This window comes from Streptomyces sp. NPDC092952, from assembly GCF_044754785.1.
Taxonomy (GTDB): Bacteria; Actinomycetota; Actinomycetes; order Streptomycetales; family Streptomycetaceae; genus Streptomyces.
On the sequence record NZ_JBIVPT010000004.1, the window covers coordinates 193,409 to 207,465 of the forward strand.

A 14,057-nucleotide genomic window follows, 5' to 3' on the forward strand; every position below is an offset into this window, starting at 1 on the left:
CCGTGCCGTTCCGGCGCTACTTCCGGTGGAAGGGGTGCAGCAGATCGGACAGGTGCCAGTGGTGGCCGGTGGCCGCCGGTACGGGGGTCGCGCCCGCGGCCTCCTGGGCGTCGGCGGCGTCGGCGGGCCTGAACCGGGCAGGCGGGGTGTGGCGGAGCAGCTGCTGGACGGTGGAGACCCGGCCGGACCGCATGATGCGGACGACCTGTCCGCCGCAGTTCGCGCAGCTGGGCCTGGAGAGCGGCGAGGGGACCTGTTCCCCGTCCGCCTTGTAGATGACGAATGCGTTGTTGGAACCGTCGACGTGGTGCTCTATCTCGTACGCCTGTTCCCAGCCATACCCGCACCTCATGCAGGCGAAGGCATACGCCTCGTGTGCGGTGGTTGCTGCGATGTCGCTCATGCCCGCTCCTTTGTCCGCCGGACAGGCACTCCGGGCAAGCGGCCCGGAGAGCCGGAGAACGCGTCCCCGAACCAGTGGACGCCTTCACCAGGAGGAGCGCACCGGGCCCGGCCGACTGTTGGAGTCCTTTTGGCCTTCTCGTGGCGGAAAAGCCCGGTGCGCGGCTCTTGCTTTGCTTTTTACGATAGTCCTTTTGACCTACTGAAAGCAGGTGCACGATCAAGGACCGGTGGCGGCACACCGGACCAGCGTTCCGCTCAGTCCTTCGCCGCGTCCTTCGTTCCGTTCTTCGCCGCGCCCTTGGCCGCGTCCTTGGCCACGTTCTTCGCCGCCACGACCGCGTCGAACACCTCCCGCTTGGGCAGCCCGGCGTCGGCGGCGACGGCGGCGATCGCCTCCTTGCGCCGCTCCCCCGCCTCCTCGCGCACCAGCACCCTGCGCACCAGCTCCTCGGCGTCCAGCTCCTCGGGCCCGGACTCGGCGGCGCCCTCGACGACGACGGTGATCTCACCGCGTACGCCTTCGGCCGCCCAGGCCGCCAGCTCGCCCAGCGGGCCGCGCTTCACCTCTTCGTACGTCTTGGTCAGCTCCCGGCAGACGGCGGCCCGGCGGTCGGCGCCCAGGACCTCGGCCATCGCGGCGAGGGTGTCGTCGAGCCGGTGCGGGGCCTCGAAGAAGACCATGGTGCGGCGCTCCCCGGCCACCTCGCGGAGCCTGCCCAGCCGCTCACCGGCCTTGCGGGGCAGGAAGCCCTCGAAGCAGAAGCGGTCCACCGGCAGCGCGGACAGGGCGAGCGCGGTGAGCACGGCGGACGGGCCGGGCACGGCGGTGACCTTGACGTCCTTCTCCACCGCGGCGGCCACCAGCCGGTAGCCGGGGTCGGAGACCGACGGCATCCCCGCGTCGGTGACCAGCAGCACCCGGGCACCGCCGGTCAGCGCCTCGACGAGCTCGGGCGTACGGGCCGCCTCGTTGCCCTCGAAGTAGGAGACGACCCGGCCCGTGGTGTGGACGCCGAGCGCCTGGGTGAGGCGGCGCAGCCGCCGGGTGTCCTCGGCCGCGACGATGTCCGCCGTCTCCAGTTCGGCGGCGAGCCGGGGCGGGGCGTCCGCCACGTCGCCGATCGGGGTTCCTGCCAGTACCAGCGTTCCAGTCGTTCCAGTCACGGGAACCATCCTCCCAGCACGGGGGACAGCGTTCCCACAGACGCGTTCCCTACGATGGCGCGGTGACGAGTACAGCGCCCGAAGCCCGGCAGGGCCAAGACGCCGGGGAACCGCACGGCGAAGAATCGGCCTCCTGGCAGCGGCGGCTCCGCCGCTTCGGCCATGTGCCCAGGCCCGCGATCGGACTGCGCGAGCGCCTGGTCCCGCCGTACACGCGGCCCGGCGCCCAGCTGTGGGCGGTGCTCGGGGTCTCCCCGCGCCTGGCCGACCGGCTGGTGCGGTGGTCGGCGTGGGGCGGTCCGCTGCTGGTGGCGCTCGTCGCCGGGGTGCTGCGGTTCTGGAACCTGGGCAGCCCGCACGCCCTGATATTCGACGAGACGTACTACGCCAAGGACTCCTGGGCGCTGATCAACCAGGGGTACGAGGGCAACTGGCCCAAGGACGTCGACAAGCTGATCCTGGCCGACCCGTCGAAGGTCGACATCCCGGTCGATCCGGGGTACGTGGTGCATCCGCCGGTCGGCAAATGGGTGATCGGCCTCGGTGAGCAGCTCTTCGGTTTCACGCCGTTCGGCTGGCGGTTCATGGTGGCGCTGCTCGGCACGGTGTCGGTGCTGATGCTCTGCCGGATCGGGCGGCGGCTGTTCCGTTCGACGTTCCTGGGCTGCCTGGCGGGAACGCTGCTGGCGGTGGACGGCCTGCACTTCGTGATGAGCCGGACCGCGCTGCTCGACCTGGTGCTGATGTTCTTCGTGGTGGCGGCGTTCGGTGCGCTGCTGATCGACCGGGACTGGGCGCGGCGCAGGCTCGCCGCCGCCCTGCCGGTCGACGAGGAGGGGGTGCTGCGGCCGGACGCGCGGACCGCCGACCGCCTGCGGCTGGGCTGGCGGCCGTGGCGGATCGTCGCGGGCCTGATGCTGGGGCTGGCGTTCGGCACGAAGTGGAACGGCCTGTACATCCTGGTCGCCTTCGGCCTGATGACCGTCCTGTGGGACGTCGGCGCGCGCCGCACCGCGGGCGCGGCACAGCCGTACCTCACCGTGCTGAAGCGGGACCTGCTGCCGGCCTTCGTGTCGACGGTGCCGGTCGCGATCGGCACGTACCTGGTCTCCTGGACCGGCTGGATCGTCACCGGCAAGGGCTACTACCGGAACTGGGCGGCGACCGACGGGCAGGGCGGCCACTGGACGTGGCTGCCGGACTGGCTGCGCAGCCTGTGGCACTACGAGTACCAGGTGTACGAGTTCCACGTGAACCTGACGTCCGGCCACACGTACCAGTCCAACCCCTGGAGCTGGATCGTGCTGGGTCGCCCCGTCTCGTACTTCTGGGAGGAGGAGCCCGGCTGCGCGGCGTCGGAGAGCGGCAAGTGCGCCCGCGAGGTGCTGGCCATCGGGACGCCGCTGCTGTGGTGGGCGGCGTGCTTCGCCCTGGTGTACGTGGTGTGGCGGTGGATCTTCCGACGCGACTGGAGGGCGGGCGCGATCGCCTGCGGGGTGGCTGCGGGCTGGCTGCCCTGGTTCCTGTACCAGGAGCGGACGATCTTCCTCTTCTACGCGGTCGTCTTCGTGCCGTTCCTCTGTCTGGCGGTGACGATGATGATCGGCGGCCTACTGGGCCCGGCGGCCGGAACCGGCCCCCGCCCCCCGGAACTCGCGACAACGGCCGACGACCCGACCGGCGAGCGACGCCGGACCCTGGGCGCGGTGGCGGCGGGTGTCCTGGTCCTGCTGATCATCTGGAACTTCATCTACTTCTGGCCGATCTACACGGGCGCCTCCATCCCGGACGGCTCGTGGCGCGACCGGATGTGGCTGGACACCTGGATCTGAGCGCGAGCAATCGCGTGGAGGGGCCGCGGTCGTCGACTGCGGCCCCTCGGTCGGTTGTTGGCCATCACCAGCCCCTGGTGGCGGCCCACAGACGGCCCACAGGTGTTGTGCGTGGTGTGATGGGTCCGCCCGCTCAAGGGGGAGGGAAGGGCTGTGTTGAGATCGGCACGGACGTCTGCTGCGGGTGGCGTGAGCCAGAAGCAACCAAACGAAAACGTCCGCCTTCCCGAGTAAGGCCCCAGCTCAAGAAGGGTTGTCCCCGCAGGCGCGGGGGTGGTCCCGGGGGACGCACCCAGGTCAGCTCGGGCGGGGGGTTGTCCCCGCAGGCGCGGGGGTGGTCCGGCCGACGGCGGGACTGCCTTCGTCGACCGCACGTTGTCCCCGCAGGCGCGGGGGTGGTCCGGGCGAGAAGGTCAGCCTGGAGGCCATGCCGGAGATGTCCCCGCAAGCGCGGGGGTGGGTCGCCCGGCTGGTTCCGGGGGCAGGGGGCGCGTCGCGGGGCGGAATTCCTCAGGCGTGCCCGGCGGGCTCCGCCCGGCTGGCACCGGCGTTCGAGGGTGTCGCTCTCTCGGGCGGTCATGACCCCCTTCCCGGCACTGTGGTGAGAAAGGCCCTTCTCGGTCGGTGTCGGCGAAATTACCCTTCAGCACATTGGGAAGGTTCTCGGCGAAAGGGTAAAAAATGCGTTTTTCCATGCGGGCCCTGGTAGTTGGCGGCATGTCTGCGGCCGCACTCTCGTGCGCGGCGGCCTTCCCGGTGAACGCCACCGAGGCACCGGCCGACGCGCCCGTCATCGCGGCCACCGGCTGTTACATCCACAACGTGTCGGGCGGCACCCTCAACATCCGCAGCGGGCCCGGAACCCGGTACACGGGCATCGGTTCCATGGCGGCGGGCAGTCGGCTGCCCTGTGGTGTCGACAAGGACAGCGTGACGAAGGGGCAGAGCTACACCTCCTGCGGCGGCGGGAACGGCTGGATGACCGTGAAGATCGACGGCCGGGACGGCTGGGTCGCCGAGGAATGCGTGGCCGTGGGCGCCAACTGACGCGCCGCCAAAGTGACGGAACGCCCCCGGAGGTCGGCCTCCGGGGGCGTTCCGTCGTACCGGAGCCGGTGCGCGCCACCCGCACCGCGTCCGACCCCCGTACCGCGTTCCACCCCGCATCGCGTTCCGGTAACAACCGTCACGGCTTCAACCATCCTCCCGTAGGGTGCCGAGAAGTGTTCCGTTGAACATGTTCAACAGAAACTTCCGGGGAGGGGGACTGCGGATATGCGCAGTGGAGTGAAGATAGGAATGGTCAGTGGGGTCCTCGCCGTCGTGGTCGGCGGGGCGGGATACGGGGCGTACAACGTCCTGTCCGCGTTGAACGACGGGAACGGGGGCGGGGGTACGGACGCGGCGTCCACCTCCACCGAGGTGAAGTCGGGCCCCGTCACCAAGGAGGAGATCGCGGACGCCTCCAAGAAGTTCCTGCTGGCCTGGGCGAACGACGAGTCGGACGCCGCGTCCCAGCTCACCAACAACCCCGTCGAGGCCGCGCCGCTCCTCGCCGGGTACCGAGGGGACGCGCATGTCACCAAGGCGGTGATCACGCCCGGGACACCGACCGGCGCGAAGGTCCCGTACACGGTGAAGGCGACCGTCTCCTACGGCGGCAAGTCCGCGTCGTGGTCGTACGCCTCGGAGCTGACCGTGGTGCGCGGGGTGACCACCGGCCGCCCGCTGGTGGACTGGTCCCCCTCCGTGGTCCACCCGGACCTCACCGACGGCGCCAAGCTCCGGACGGGCGGGCCGAGCACCCCGGCGATCAAGGCTCTCGACCACACCGGCCGGGAGCTCACCAAGGAGAAGTACCCCTCCCTGGGCCCGGTCCTGGACACCCTGCGCGAGAAGTACGGGCAGAAGGCCGGCGGCACCGCGGGCATCGAGACCTGGATCGAGTCCGGCGAGGCGAAGGGCCCGAACAAGACGCTGCTCACCCTGTCCAAGGGCCGTCCCGGCGAGCTGCACACCACCCTGGACGCCCGGGTGCAGGCGGCGGCCGAGGAGTCGGTCAAGAAGTTCAGCCAGGCGTCGGTGGTCGCGATCCAGCCGTCCACCGGGTCGATCCGGGCGGTCGCCAACAATCCGGCGACCGGGTTCAACGCGGCGATGCTGGGCAAGCAGGCCCCCGGTTCGACGATGAAGATCGTGACCTCGGCGCTGCTCATCGAGAAGAACCTCGCGGCGTCCGGCCGGCCCATCGAGTGCCCGGAGACCGCGATGTACCAGGGCCGCACCTTCAAGAACCTGGACGGGTTCTCGATCCCCAACGGCACCCTCACCACCAGCTTCGCCCGGTCCTGCAACACCGCCTTCATCAAGCTGATCGACGACACGAAGGACGACGCCGCGCTGGCGAAGGAGGCCCGTGACGTCTTCGGCATCGGCCTGGACTGGCAGACCGGCGTCGCCTCCTTCGACGGCAGCGTCCCCGAGGAGACCGGCGGCGAGGCGGCCGCCCAGTACATCGGCCAGGGCACGGTCCAGATGAACGCCCTCAACATGGCGTCGATCACCGCCACCGCCCGCAACGGCACCTTCCGCCAGCCGGTCCTCGTCTCCCCCGAGCTGGACAACCGCCCGATCGCGCGGGCCGCCCGCCCGCTGCCCGCCTTCGTGTCCGGGCAGCTCACCGAGATGATGCGGCAGACGGCGAGCTGGGGCACCGGCAAGCAGGCGATGGCCACGGTCGGCGGCGACAAGGGCGCCAAGACGGGATCGGCGGAGGTGGACGGCCAGTCCACGTCGAACAGTTGGTTCACCGGGTTCAGCAACGACCTGGCCGCCGCGGCGGTCGTCCAGTCCGGCGGCCACGGCGGCGACGCAGCCGGCCCGGTGGTGGCGGCGGTCCTGCGCGCGGGCCCGTGACCGAGGAACGGTACGTCCGTGGGAGCGAGTTGCCGGGACCGTAGAGTGCGGCCATGACCACTCCTGACACCACCGCCGCCGAAGCCCACCCCCGATTCGCCGAGGCCCTGCGGGAGCTGGGCCTCGGCGTCGAGGTCCGCCGCTTCCCGGAGGCCACCCGTACCGCCGCCGAGGCCGCCGCCGCGATCGGCTGTGAGCTCAGCGCGATCGTCAAGTCGCTGATCTTCGAGGCCGACGGTGTGCCGGTGCTGGTCCTGATGGACGGCTCCTCGCGCGTCGACGTGGAGCGGGTACGGGTGGAGCTGGGCGCCGCGAAGGTGAAGCGGGCCGGGGCCGACCTGGTCCGCGAGACCACCGGGTACGCCATCGGCGGCGTACCGCCCTTCGGACACCGGACCCGGACGCGGGTGCTGGCCGACCGCGGCCTCCTCGGCCACGACGTGGTGTGGGCGGCGGCGGGCACCCCGCACACGGTCTTCCCGCTCGACCCCACGTCCCTGATCGGGCACGCCGGAGGCACCGTGGTGGACGTGCGCGAGCAGACGAAGTGACCCCGCTGGTCGCCCTGGCGGTCCTGGTCGCGGCGGTCACCCACGCGAGCTGGAACGCCATCGCGCACGCCATCCGGGACCAGCTGGTCTCCTTCACGCTGATCTCCGGGGGCGGGCTGCTGATCGGTGCGGCCCTCGCCTGCTTCACCCCGCTCCCGGCGGCCGGGGCCTGGCCGTACCTGCTGGTCTCGGCGGCGCTCCATGTGGCGTACATGCTGCTGCTGATGTGCTCGTTCACCCTGGGCGACTTCGGGCAGATGTACCCGATCGCCCGGGGCACGGCCCCGCTGGTGGTGACGGTGCTGGCCGCCGTGTTCGTCGGTGAGCGGCCCGGTGGCTGGACCACCGCGGGGGTGGCGGTGGCCTCGGCGGGGCTCGTCGGGCTGGCGCTCTGGGGCATCCGGGGCTCGGGCCGGCGCCCGGACTGGCCCGCCCTGCTGGCCGCCGGGGCGACCGGCCTGGCCATCGCCGGGTACACCACCGTGGACGGGGTCGGCGTACGCGCCTCCGGCACCCCGCTCGGCTACATCGCGTGGCTGATGGTCCTGGAGGGCCTGGCCATCCCCGCGTACGCCCTGTACCGCCGCCGCGCCGGACTACTGCCCGCGCTCCGCCCGTTCGCGACGCGCGGACTGCTGGGCGCGGCCCTGTCGGTGACCGCGTACGGCCTGGTCCTGTGGGCGCAGACCCGTGCCGCGCTGGCCCCGGTCGCCGCCCTTCGCGAGTCGTCGATCATCGTCGGCGCGGCCATCGGCACGGTCCTGTTCAAGGAGCGCTTCGGCGCCCCGCGCATCGCCGCGGCCGGTCTGATGGTCATCGGCATCGGCCTGATGCTCCACCCGGGCTGAGCGCGTCGCCCCGCACCGTCCGTGCCCGGACCCGTCGTTCAGGCGGGCCGGGCGCGGATGTGCAGGTGGCCCTCGCGGGGGAAGGTGGGCGGCGCCGGGGGCAGGACGCGGTCGAAGACGTACCGGCTCTTCTCCGCCACGCGGCACGAGGCCGGGTTGTCCACCTGGTGCAGGAGTTCCAGCCGCTCCAGGACGTCCGGCCCCCAGGTGGCGAAGGCCCAGTCGGTGACGGCTTCGAGGGCGCGCGGGGCGACGCCGCGACCGCGTGCGTGCGCCGCCGTCCAGTAGCCGACCTGGGCCGAACGGCTCGTGAAACCCACATCCTTCTTGAAGATCAGCTGTCCCGCCAACTCCCCCTGCGGCACGTCGGCCCGCTCCTCCAGGACGGCGAACCCGAACCGGCTCCCCGCCTCCCAGCCGGCTTCCCGGTCCCGCACCCACTGTTCCGCGTCGGCCCGGCCGTCCAGGGGCGGGCCGGCCCAACGACGCAGGACGGGGTCCCGGAACGCGTCGACGAGGGCCGGTACGTCGGCCGGCCGCCAGGGGCGGAGCAGCAGGGCGGGGGCGGACGGCGTCGCGTCCGCGCGCAGGGTGGTGGCAGCGGGCATCGACCGATCGTACGGATCGGCGCCCCGCACCACCAAGGGGCGCGGACGCGGCGGGAGTACGGTCCGGGCCGCGCCCATGGCGGGGGGGTCGCGAAACGATGTGACAGGTCGGGGGGAGTGAGTGTCACGTCTTTCGTCCCGGGGGCACTGCGGGGGCGCGGGTTCGGCCGATGTCCGGGCGCCGGAAGCGGCATTCCTCGCCCGCCGCCTCGGCCGATCTCGTCGCGGGCGTCAAGTACGGGCATTTCGGAGGGCGGTTCGGTAACTCTCAAGGTTGACCCGGGGCTCTTCTGACATGCGGTGATTCACAGGTATGCCGCTGCCGATAGACCCAGTGGAGTGAATGATCGGCAGCCCGCTGGACTGGCGCGAAACGTAGCTGTTTGGGTGCGATACGTAATCGATTTGTTTTGCCGCAGGAGGCTTTACGTGTTCCACCGCAAGACGTCCCCCGCCGCCGGTTCCGGGCACGGCGGGGGCTTCGTCCGCAAGGTCGCGCTGGGGGCGGTGGCCGCACTGACGCTCGTGGCCACCGCACAGGCCGGCGCCTCGGCGGCTCCGGCATCCGATCCCGCCCCGGCCCCGGGCCCCGCTCCGGCCCCGGCGGCCGAGCCCGCGCAGTGGGTGGTGCTCGGCGACTCGTACACGAGCGGGGAGTTCGTCGGCAACCCGAGCCCGGCCCTGGGCAATCCCGGCCGGGACGGGTGCGACCGGACGGCGGGCGCGTACCCGAGCCTCGTCGAACGCAAGCTGGCCGCCGACCCGCCGGGCGGCCGGGCCGTGAAGCTGACCGACGTCAGCTGCGGCGGCGCCACGATCAAGGAGATCACCACCGACCGGCAGACCCCCGTCAGCCCGGTGGAGCCGCCCGAGGGCGGCTGGCCCAGCCTGTCCCCCCAGATCGGGCGGTCCGCGCTGGGCGCCGGAACCGACGTGGTCACGATCAGCGCCGGCGGCAACAGCCTGCCGTTCAGCAAGATGTTCGTGTCCTGCCTGATCGGCGGGATCGGGCAGTCGGACGGGGCCGCCCCCTGCCGGGACGCCTACGAGGCGAACGGCCCGGTCTTCGACCCCGAGTCGATCCAGACCAAGTACGACCGGGTCACCCGGGAGTACGCCGCCATGCTGCGCGCCGTCCACCAGAAGGCGCCCGGGGCCAAGGTCATCACGGTCGGCTACCCCACGATCGTGCCGTCCGACCCCGCCACCTGCGACCGGCAGGACTCCAGCGAACTGGCCGCCGACGTCCAGGGCCTCGGCCGCATCTCCGTCACCCATGGGGACATCGCCTGGCTGAACGGGGTCAACACCCACCTCAACGCGCTCATCAAGGCCCTCACGAAGCTGAGCGGCGACACCTACATCGACATCGCGGCCCCCAGCGTCGGCCACGACGCCTGCCAGCCCCGGGCCAGGAAGTGGGTGGAGGGGATCTGCGGCGAGGGCGGCCCGTACTGGCCGCAGGAGACCGCCCTCGGCCTGGTCACCCTGTCGTGCCCCGATGACGAGCGGGCCACCCTCATGCACCCCAACTCCACGGGTCAGGCCGATACCGCCACCCGGGTCGAGGCCGCCGTCCGCAACGCCCTGAAGTAGCCCCGGCCGCCCGGCGGGCCCTCTTCGGCCCCGGTCGGCCCGAGGGCCGGTCGGGGTTCGGGCGAATGCACCGCCCCCTGTCCCTCCGTAGCGCCGGAAGCCCACCGCGAGGTGGGCGGCAGGCCGTCGTTCGGAGGGACTTGGCGTTCCGTCCGCCACCCGGAGCGGGCCCGCGTCCACGCCGTCGACGCGTACTTCGCCCGTGGACGGCCGGGCGCGAAGCCTGGGGTTTTGACGAAGACTTGATCGAACACCGGGCGACCGGAACGGCTTTCTGTCCGATGCTTCTGCCGTCGGAGTTCCTACGATTCGGGGGAGTGGCGAATGCCGGACAGGGTCAGGCCGATGCGGACGGTGCCGCGCCTGGGCACGTACAACGGGTTCGGGCGGACGTTGCTGGGCAGGACGAAGCCGGATGCCGACGGGGCCTGTTTCGCCACCCACTGGTTCACCCTGCTGTTGCTGCCGATACGGCCGCTCGGGCGCTACTACGTCAAGGAGGGCGCGACGGTCGAGCGGTCCACGGGGCCCGGGGCCTCGACCAGTACCACGGAGTACGTGTTCCTGGGCGAGGCCGAGCTCCGCGCGAGCGAGGTGATCCGGACCTATCTGTTCCGCTGGGTGGTGGTGCCGCTCGTCGTGGCCGGGCCCGTGACGGTGTTCGGGCTCAACAGCGACGCGTACAGCCGTGAGCACCCGCTCCTGTTCCTGCTGCTGCTCCTCGGGATCCCGATCGGCGGCATCATCGTGCTGGCGGTGGCGCTGGGGCTCAGGGAGAAGTTCCTGTCATCGGCGCGGGTACCGGAGTGGGTCGGCTCCGGTCCGCCCCGGGGCTGATCCCGGCAGGCACGTCGGCGGGCGCGTCGGCGGGTCGGGCGGACGCACCCGGCGCGCCCGACGCGGCCGGGCGCAGGAGCAGGGCGCAGGCGAGGGCGGCCAGCAGGGCGAGGGAGCCCGCCACGGTCATGCAGAGCCGCATGCCGTCCAGGAACGACTCGCTCAGCGCGCCCAGGGCCTGACCGGTGGCCGCGTCCAGGTCGAGCCCGGCCACGGCGCCGAGCCCCTGCTCGCGGGCGGTGTCGACGACGAGGGCGGCGGTCCGGTCCGGGACGCCCGCGTCGGCGAGGCGGCCGGGCAGCGCGTCCACGGCGCGGGTGGTCAGCAGGGCACCGAGCACGGCGGGGCCGAGGGCACCGCCGACCTGGCGGAACGCGTTGTTCCCGGCGGCGGCCATCCCGGCGAGCCGGAACGGCACGGAGGAGACCGCGGAGGCCGTCATCGGGGTCATCACGGCGCCCATGCCGAGGCCGAGCAGGACCAGCCGCCAGGCCATCGCACCGTAGGAGGTGCCGGCGTCGACGGTGGTCAGCGAGAACATCGCGCCCGCCGCGACGACCAGGCCCGAGGTGATCAGGACCCGGGCCGGGACCCGGTGCATCAGGCGCCCGACGGGCACCGCGACCAGCAGCGACGTACCGGACATCAGGGCCATCCGCAGCGCCGCGTCGATCGTGCTCAGGTGCTGCACCATGCCGAAGTACAGGCTCAGCACGAAGAAGAAGCCGATCAGCCCGAGGAAGCTGATCATGGCGACCAGGGTGGTGGCGGTGAAGGCCGGGCTGCGGAACAGGGCCAGGTCCAGCATCGGGCTCGTGCTGCGCCGCTCCACGAGGACGAAGACGACCGCGGAGACGGCGCCGAGCGCCAGGGTCGCCACCACGGCGGGCTCACCGAACCCGTCCGCGCCGCCCTCGATGACGCCGTAGACGACGGCGGTCACCGCGACGGCCGCACTGATCTGGCCCGGCCAGTCGAGACGGCGGCCGTGCGGGGCGCGCGAGTCGGGCAGCAGGAACGCGGCGACGACCAGGACGATCAGCGAGACCGGTATGGGCAGCAGGAAGATCCAGCGCCACCCGACGTGCTCCAGCAGCGTTCCGGCGATCAGCGAGCCCACGGCGAGCGAACCCATCAGGGACATCGCCCACAGGCCGATGAACCTGCCGCGCTCCCGGTGGTCGGGGACGGCGTGGCTGATCAGGGCCAGCGTCGTGGGCAGCAGCGCCGCCGCACCGAGGCCGGAGGCCGCCTGACCGGCCCACACGCCCTGCACCGAGTCCGAGAACAGCGAGATCGCCGCGCCCAGGGCGCAGAGCGCCATGCCCGTCTGGAACACCCGCTTGCGGCCGTGGACGTCACCCCACACGCCGGTCGTCAGGATCAGCGCGGCCATCGGCAGCACGAACGCGTCCGACACCCAGGACAGCTGGGAGGTGGAGGCGCCCAGGGACCGCTGGATGGCCGGGAGGCTCACCGAGACGGTGGTCACGGGGAGGTAGGCGACGAAGACGCCCAGGCAGGCCATGAGCAGGGTGATCCGGCGCCCCGATGCGCCGCCCGGCCCCGGAGTGCCCGTTCCCGGTATCTCCGGCCCGGCCTGTGTCGTTGGGGGATTCACTGATGGTTCCTTCGGCTGCGTGCGTGGGCGCCGCCGTCCGGCGTACGCCCGGTCCCGGGCCGGGCGCACCGGCGCACCACCACGGTCCGCGCGGGCCACCGGTCGCCCGCGGAGCCGCCGACCAGCTTCGCCCCGGACCTCGCTGAACTCCCAAAAGATCCCGCCGGATGTCCTGGAACCCTCGTACAGGGCGCCACACGTGTGAGGATTCCTCCATGGCCGACGATCTGGACCGCAAAATCATCCACGGACTGAGCTGCTCGCCCCGTGTCTCCTTCCGCCGCCTCGGCGAGGTCGTCGGGGTGTCCGAGCAGACCGTGGCGCGCCGCTACAACGCGCTGAAGCGCAGCGGGGTCGTCCGGGTCGTGGGGCTGGGCAGCCCCGTCGCCCGGGGCCGGTCCGAGTGGGTCGCACGGCTGCGCTGCCGCCCGGACGCGGTGGGGCCGCTCGCGGACTCGCTGGTGCGCAGGCCGGAGGTCACGTACACGAGCATCGCCTCGGGGGGCTCGGAGATCATCTGCATCATCCGCTCCCCCGCCGGGACGGCCTCCGACAACGTGCTGCTGCGTCGGCTGCCCCGGTCGGCGTCGGTCCTCGACATGAGCGTCGACCTGCTGATCCACCCCTTCGGCTCGCCGGGGACGACCGGCTGGACGGGCGGGGAGGGCTCGCTCACCGACGCGCAGGTGCGGCGGCTGACGGCGGACCGGCCGGTGGTGACCGGGTCCCCGCGTCCCGCCGCCGACGAGGACCGCCCGCTCCTCGAAGCGCTGGCGGAGGACGGCCGGGCCTCCCACACCCGCCTCGCGGAGGTCACCGGCTGGTCCGCGCCGCGCGTGGCCCGTCGGCTGGAGGCCCTCGAAGCGTCGGGCGCGCTGGTCTACGACGTGGACGCCGTGCCCGAACGCCTGGGCTACGAGCTCAACGCCACCCTCTGGCTCCAGGTCGACCTCCCCCGGCTGCAGGAGGTCGGCGAGGCGCTGAGCGGGCACGACGAGTGCGCGTTCGCCGCGGCGGTCAGCGGCAGGCACAACATCATGGCCGTCGTCATCTGCGAGGACGCCCAGCACTTCTACCGCTACCTCAGCGGCCGTCTCGCCCGGACCGAGGGGGTCAGGGGGTACGAGATCAGCGTGCGGGTGCGCCGCCTCAAGCTGGCCGCCTCCCTCATCCTGAACGGGCGGCTGATCCACCCCGCGCTCGCCTGAGGGGCGGGGTGGCTCAGGAAGGGGTGCACGCCTCGGCGATCGACACGCTGTTCTCGTAGAGGTGGAAGCGGACGATCCGGCCCTCCTCGACGGTGACGCGCAGCGCGTAGGGGCCCTCGAAGGACTTCCCCGTCGCGCGCACGGTGCCCGCGAGGTGCCCCATCAGGACGGCGTCGGTGCCGTCGACGAGGAACGCGTCGACGGAGGCCCGCGCGTCCTCGGGCACGGTGTGCGCGGCCAGCTCCCCGAACTGGGCGGCGCATTCGGCCGCGGTGGAGCGCGGCCGGATCCACGGGACGGCGGGGTTCTCGGCGAGCTGCCAGTCGACCTCGTCCGCGAAGAGGGCGACGAGCCGCTCCGTGTCCTCGGCGGCCCGCGCGGTGAAGAACTCCTGGACGACCCGGCGCGTGGCCTCGGCGGCGTAACTCGCGGTCTTCTCGGCCGGCTTGACGGTCATGGTCGCTCCTCTGT

General features: G+C 72.3%; 13 protein-coding genes. 8 read left to right on the top strand and 5 right to left on the bottom strand.

All coding sequences use genetic code 11. From position 1 onward, the window contains the following. Nucleotides 1–16 precede the first annotated feature (16 nt). Nucleotides 17–403 carry a hypothetical protein gene (locus ACIQGQ_RS11885; protein ID WP_402393868.1) on the bottom strand — a complete coding sequence of 129 codons (387 nt, stop codon included), beginning with the start codon at nt 401–403 and terminating at the stop codon, nt 17–19. A gap of 257 nt (nt 404–660) precedes the next feature. Beyond that, nucleotides 661–1,578: a 16S rRNA (cytidine(1402)-2'-O)-methyltransferase gene (gene rsmI, locus ACIQGQ_RS11890; RefSeq protein WP_402393870.1), complete on the bottom strand. Its 918-nt coding sequence runs from the start codon at nt 1,576–1,578 to the stop codon at nt 661–663. A gap of 53 nt (nt 1,579–1,631) precedes the next feature. Between rsmI and ACIQGQ_RS11895 the strand changes: the two genes are divergently transcribed. From ACIQGQ_RS11895 to ACIQGQ_RS11915, 5 genes are all read left to right on the top strand, one after another. Beyond that, nucleotides 1,632–3,401, top strand: coding sequence for a dolichyl-phosphate-mannose--protein mannosyltransferase (locus ACIQGQ_RS11895; protein ID WP_402393873.1), 1,770 nt, complete (start codon nt 1,632–1,634; stop codon nt 3,399–3,401). A gap of 717 nt (nt 3,402–4,118) precedes the next feature. Further along, complete coding sequence (locus tag ACIQGQ_RS11900) at nt 4,119–4,448, top strand: SH3 domain-containing protein (protein WP_402393876.1); 330 nt, start codon at nt 4,119–4,121, stop codon at nt 4,446–4,448. A gap of 228 nt (nt 4,449–4,676) precedes the next feature. Next, entirely contained in the window at nt 4,677–6,317 is a 1,641-nt protein-coding gene (locus ACIQGQ_RS11905; RefSeq protein ID WP_402393879.1) for a penicillin-binding transpeptidase domain-containing protein, read from the top strand. 53 nt (nt 6,318–6,370) lie between these two features. Further along, nucleotides 6,371–6,868 (top strand): YbaK/EbsC family protein, encoded by a 498-nt coding sequence (locus tag ACIQGQ_RS11910; protein ID WP_402393882.1) that lies wholly within the window; start codon nt 6,371–6,373, stop codon nt 6,866–6,868. Further along, nucleotides 6,865–7,716, top strand: a complete 852-nt coding sequence (locus tag ACIQGQ_RS11915) for an EamA family transporter (protein WP_402393884.1) — start codon at nt 6,865–6,867, stop codon at nt 7,714–7,716. Before ACIQGQ_RS11910 ends, ACIQGQ_RS11915 begins: the two co-directional genes overlap by 4 nt. Before the next feature lie 38 nt (nt 7,717–7,754). On the opposite strand, the gene ACIQGQ_RS11920 is transcribed toward ACIQGQ_RS11915, so the two are convergent. Further along, nucleotides 7,755–8,324 (bottom strand): GNAT family N-acetyltransferase, encoded by a 570-nt coding sequence (locus ACIQGQ_RS11920; protein WP_402393887.1) that lies wholly within the window; start codon nt 8,322–8,324, stop codon nt 7,755–7,757. A gap of 429 nt (nt 8,325–8,753) precedes the next feature. Here ACIQGQ_RS11920 and ACIQGQ_RS11925 point away from each other — a divergent pair, with 429 nt between their 5' ends. Together ACIQGQ_RS11925 and ACIQGQ_RS11930 are read left to right on the top strand one after the other, a co-directional pair. Next, nucleotides 8,754–9,920, top strand: coding sequence for an SGNH/GDSL hydrolase family protein (locus ACIQGQ_RS11925; protein ID WP_402393890.1), 1,167 nt, complete (start codon nt 8,754–8,756; stop codon nt 9,918–9,920). Between the two features lie 324 nt (nt 9,921–10,244). Beyond that, complete coding sequence (locus tag ACIQGQ_RS11930; protein WP_402393892.1) at nt 10,245–10,757, top strand: hypothetical protein; 513 nt, start codon at nt 10,245–10,247, stop codon at nt 10,755–10,757. Here the strand turns inward: ACIQGQ_RS11930 and ACIQGQ_RS11935 are convergent. After that, nucleotides 10,690–12,285 carry an MFS transporter gene (locus ACIQGQ_RS11935; protein ID WP_402394804.1) on the bottom strand — a complete coding sequence of 532 codons (1,596 nt, stop codon included), beginning with the start codon at nt 12,283–12,285 and terminating at the stop codon, nt 10,690–10,692. The genes ACIQGQ_RS11930 and ACIQGQ_RS11935 overlap by 68 nt on opposite strands. 308 nt (nt 12,286–12,593) lie before the next feature. On the opposite strand from ACIQGQ_RS11935, the gene ACIQGQ_RS11940 reads away from it, so the two are divergent. Further along, nucleotides 12,594–13,586 (top strand): Lrp/AsnC family transcriptional regulator, encoded by a 993-nt coding sequence (locus ACIQGQ_RS11940; protein ID WP_402393895.1) that lies wholly within the window; start codon nt 12,594–12,596, stop codon nt 13,584–13,586. A gap of 13 nt (nt 13,587–13,599) precedes the next feature. On the opposite strand, the gene ACIQGQ_RS11945 is transcribed toward ACIQGQ_RS11940, so the two are convergent. After that, on the bottom strand, nt 13,600–14,043 hold the full coding sequence (locus ACIQGQ_RS11945) for a nuclear transport factor 2 family protein (RefSeq protein WP_402393897.1): 444 nt from the start codon (nt 14,041–14,043) through the stop codon (nt 13,600–13,602). Nucleotides 14,044–14,057 lie beyond the last annotated feature (14 nt).

Coding starts and splice junctions, on each gene's coding strand:
- ACIQGQ_RS11935 (WP_402394804.1), bottom strand. CDS start 12,285: ATGGCCTGCCTGGGCGTCTTCGTCGCCTACCTCCCCGTGACCACCGTC.
- ACIQGQ_RS11900 (WP_402393876.1), top strand. CDS start 4,119: ATGTCTGCGGCCGCACTCTCGTGCGCGGCGGCCTTCCCGGTGAACGCC.
- rsmI (WP_402393870.1), bottom strand. CDS start 1,578: ATGGTTCCCGTGACTGGAACGACTGGAACGCTGGTACTGGCAGGAACC.
- ACIQGQ_RS11920 (WP_402393887.1), bottom strand. CDS start 8,324: ATGCCCGCTGCCACCACCCTGCGCGCGGACGCGACGCCGTCCGCCCCC.
- ACIQGQ_RS11885 (WP_402393868.1), bottom strand. CDS start 403: ATGAGCGACATCGCAGCAACCACCGCACACGAGGCGTATGCCTTCGCC.
- ACIQGQ_RS11940 (WP_402393895.1), top strand. CDS start 12,594: ATGGCCGACGATCTGGACCGCAAAATCATCCACGGACTGAGCTGCTCG.
- ACIQGQ_RS11945 (WP_402393897.1), bottom strand. CDS start 14,043: ATGACCGTCAAGCCGGCCGAGAAGACCGCGAGTTACGCCGCCGAGGCC.
- ACIQGQ_RS11910 (WP_402393882.1), top strand. CDS start 6,371: ATGACCACTCCTGACACCACCGCCGCCGAAGCCCACCCCCGATTCGCC.
- ACIQGQ_RS11905 (WP_402393879.1), top strand. CDS start 4,677: ATGCGCAGTGGAGTGAAGATAGGAATGGTCAGTGGGGTCCTCGCCGTC.
- ACIQGQ_RS11930 (WP_402393892.1), top strand. CDS start 10,245: ATGCCGGACAGGGTCAGGCCGATGCGGACGGTGCCGCGCCTGGGCACG.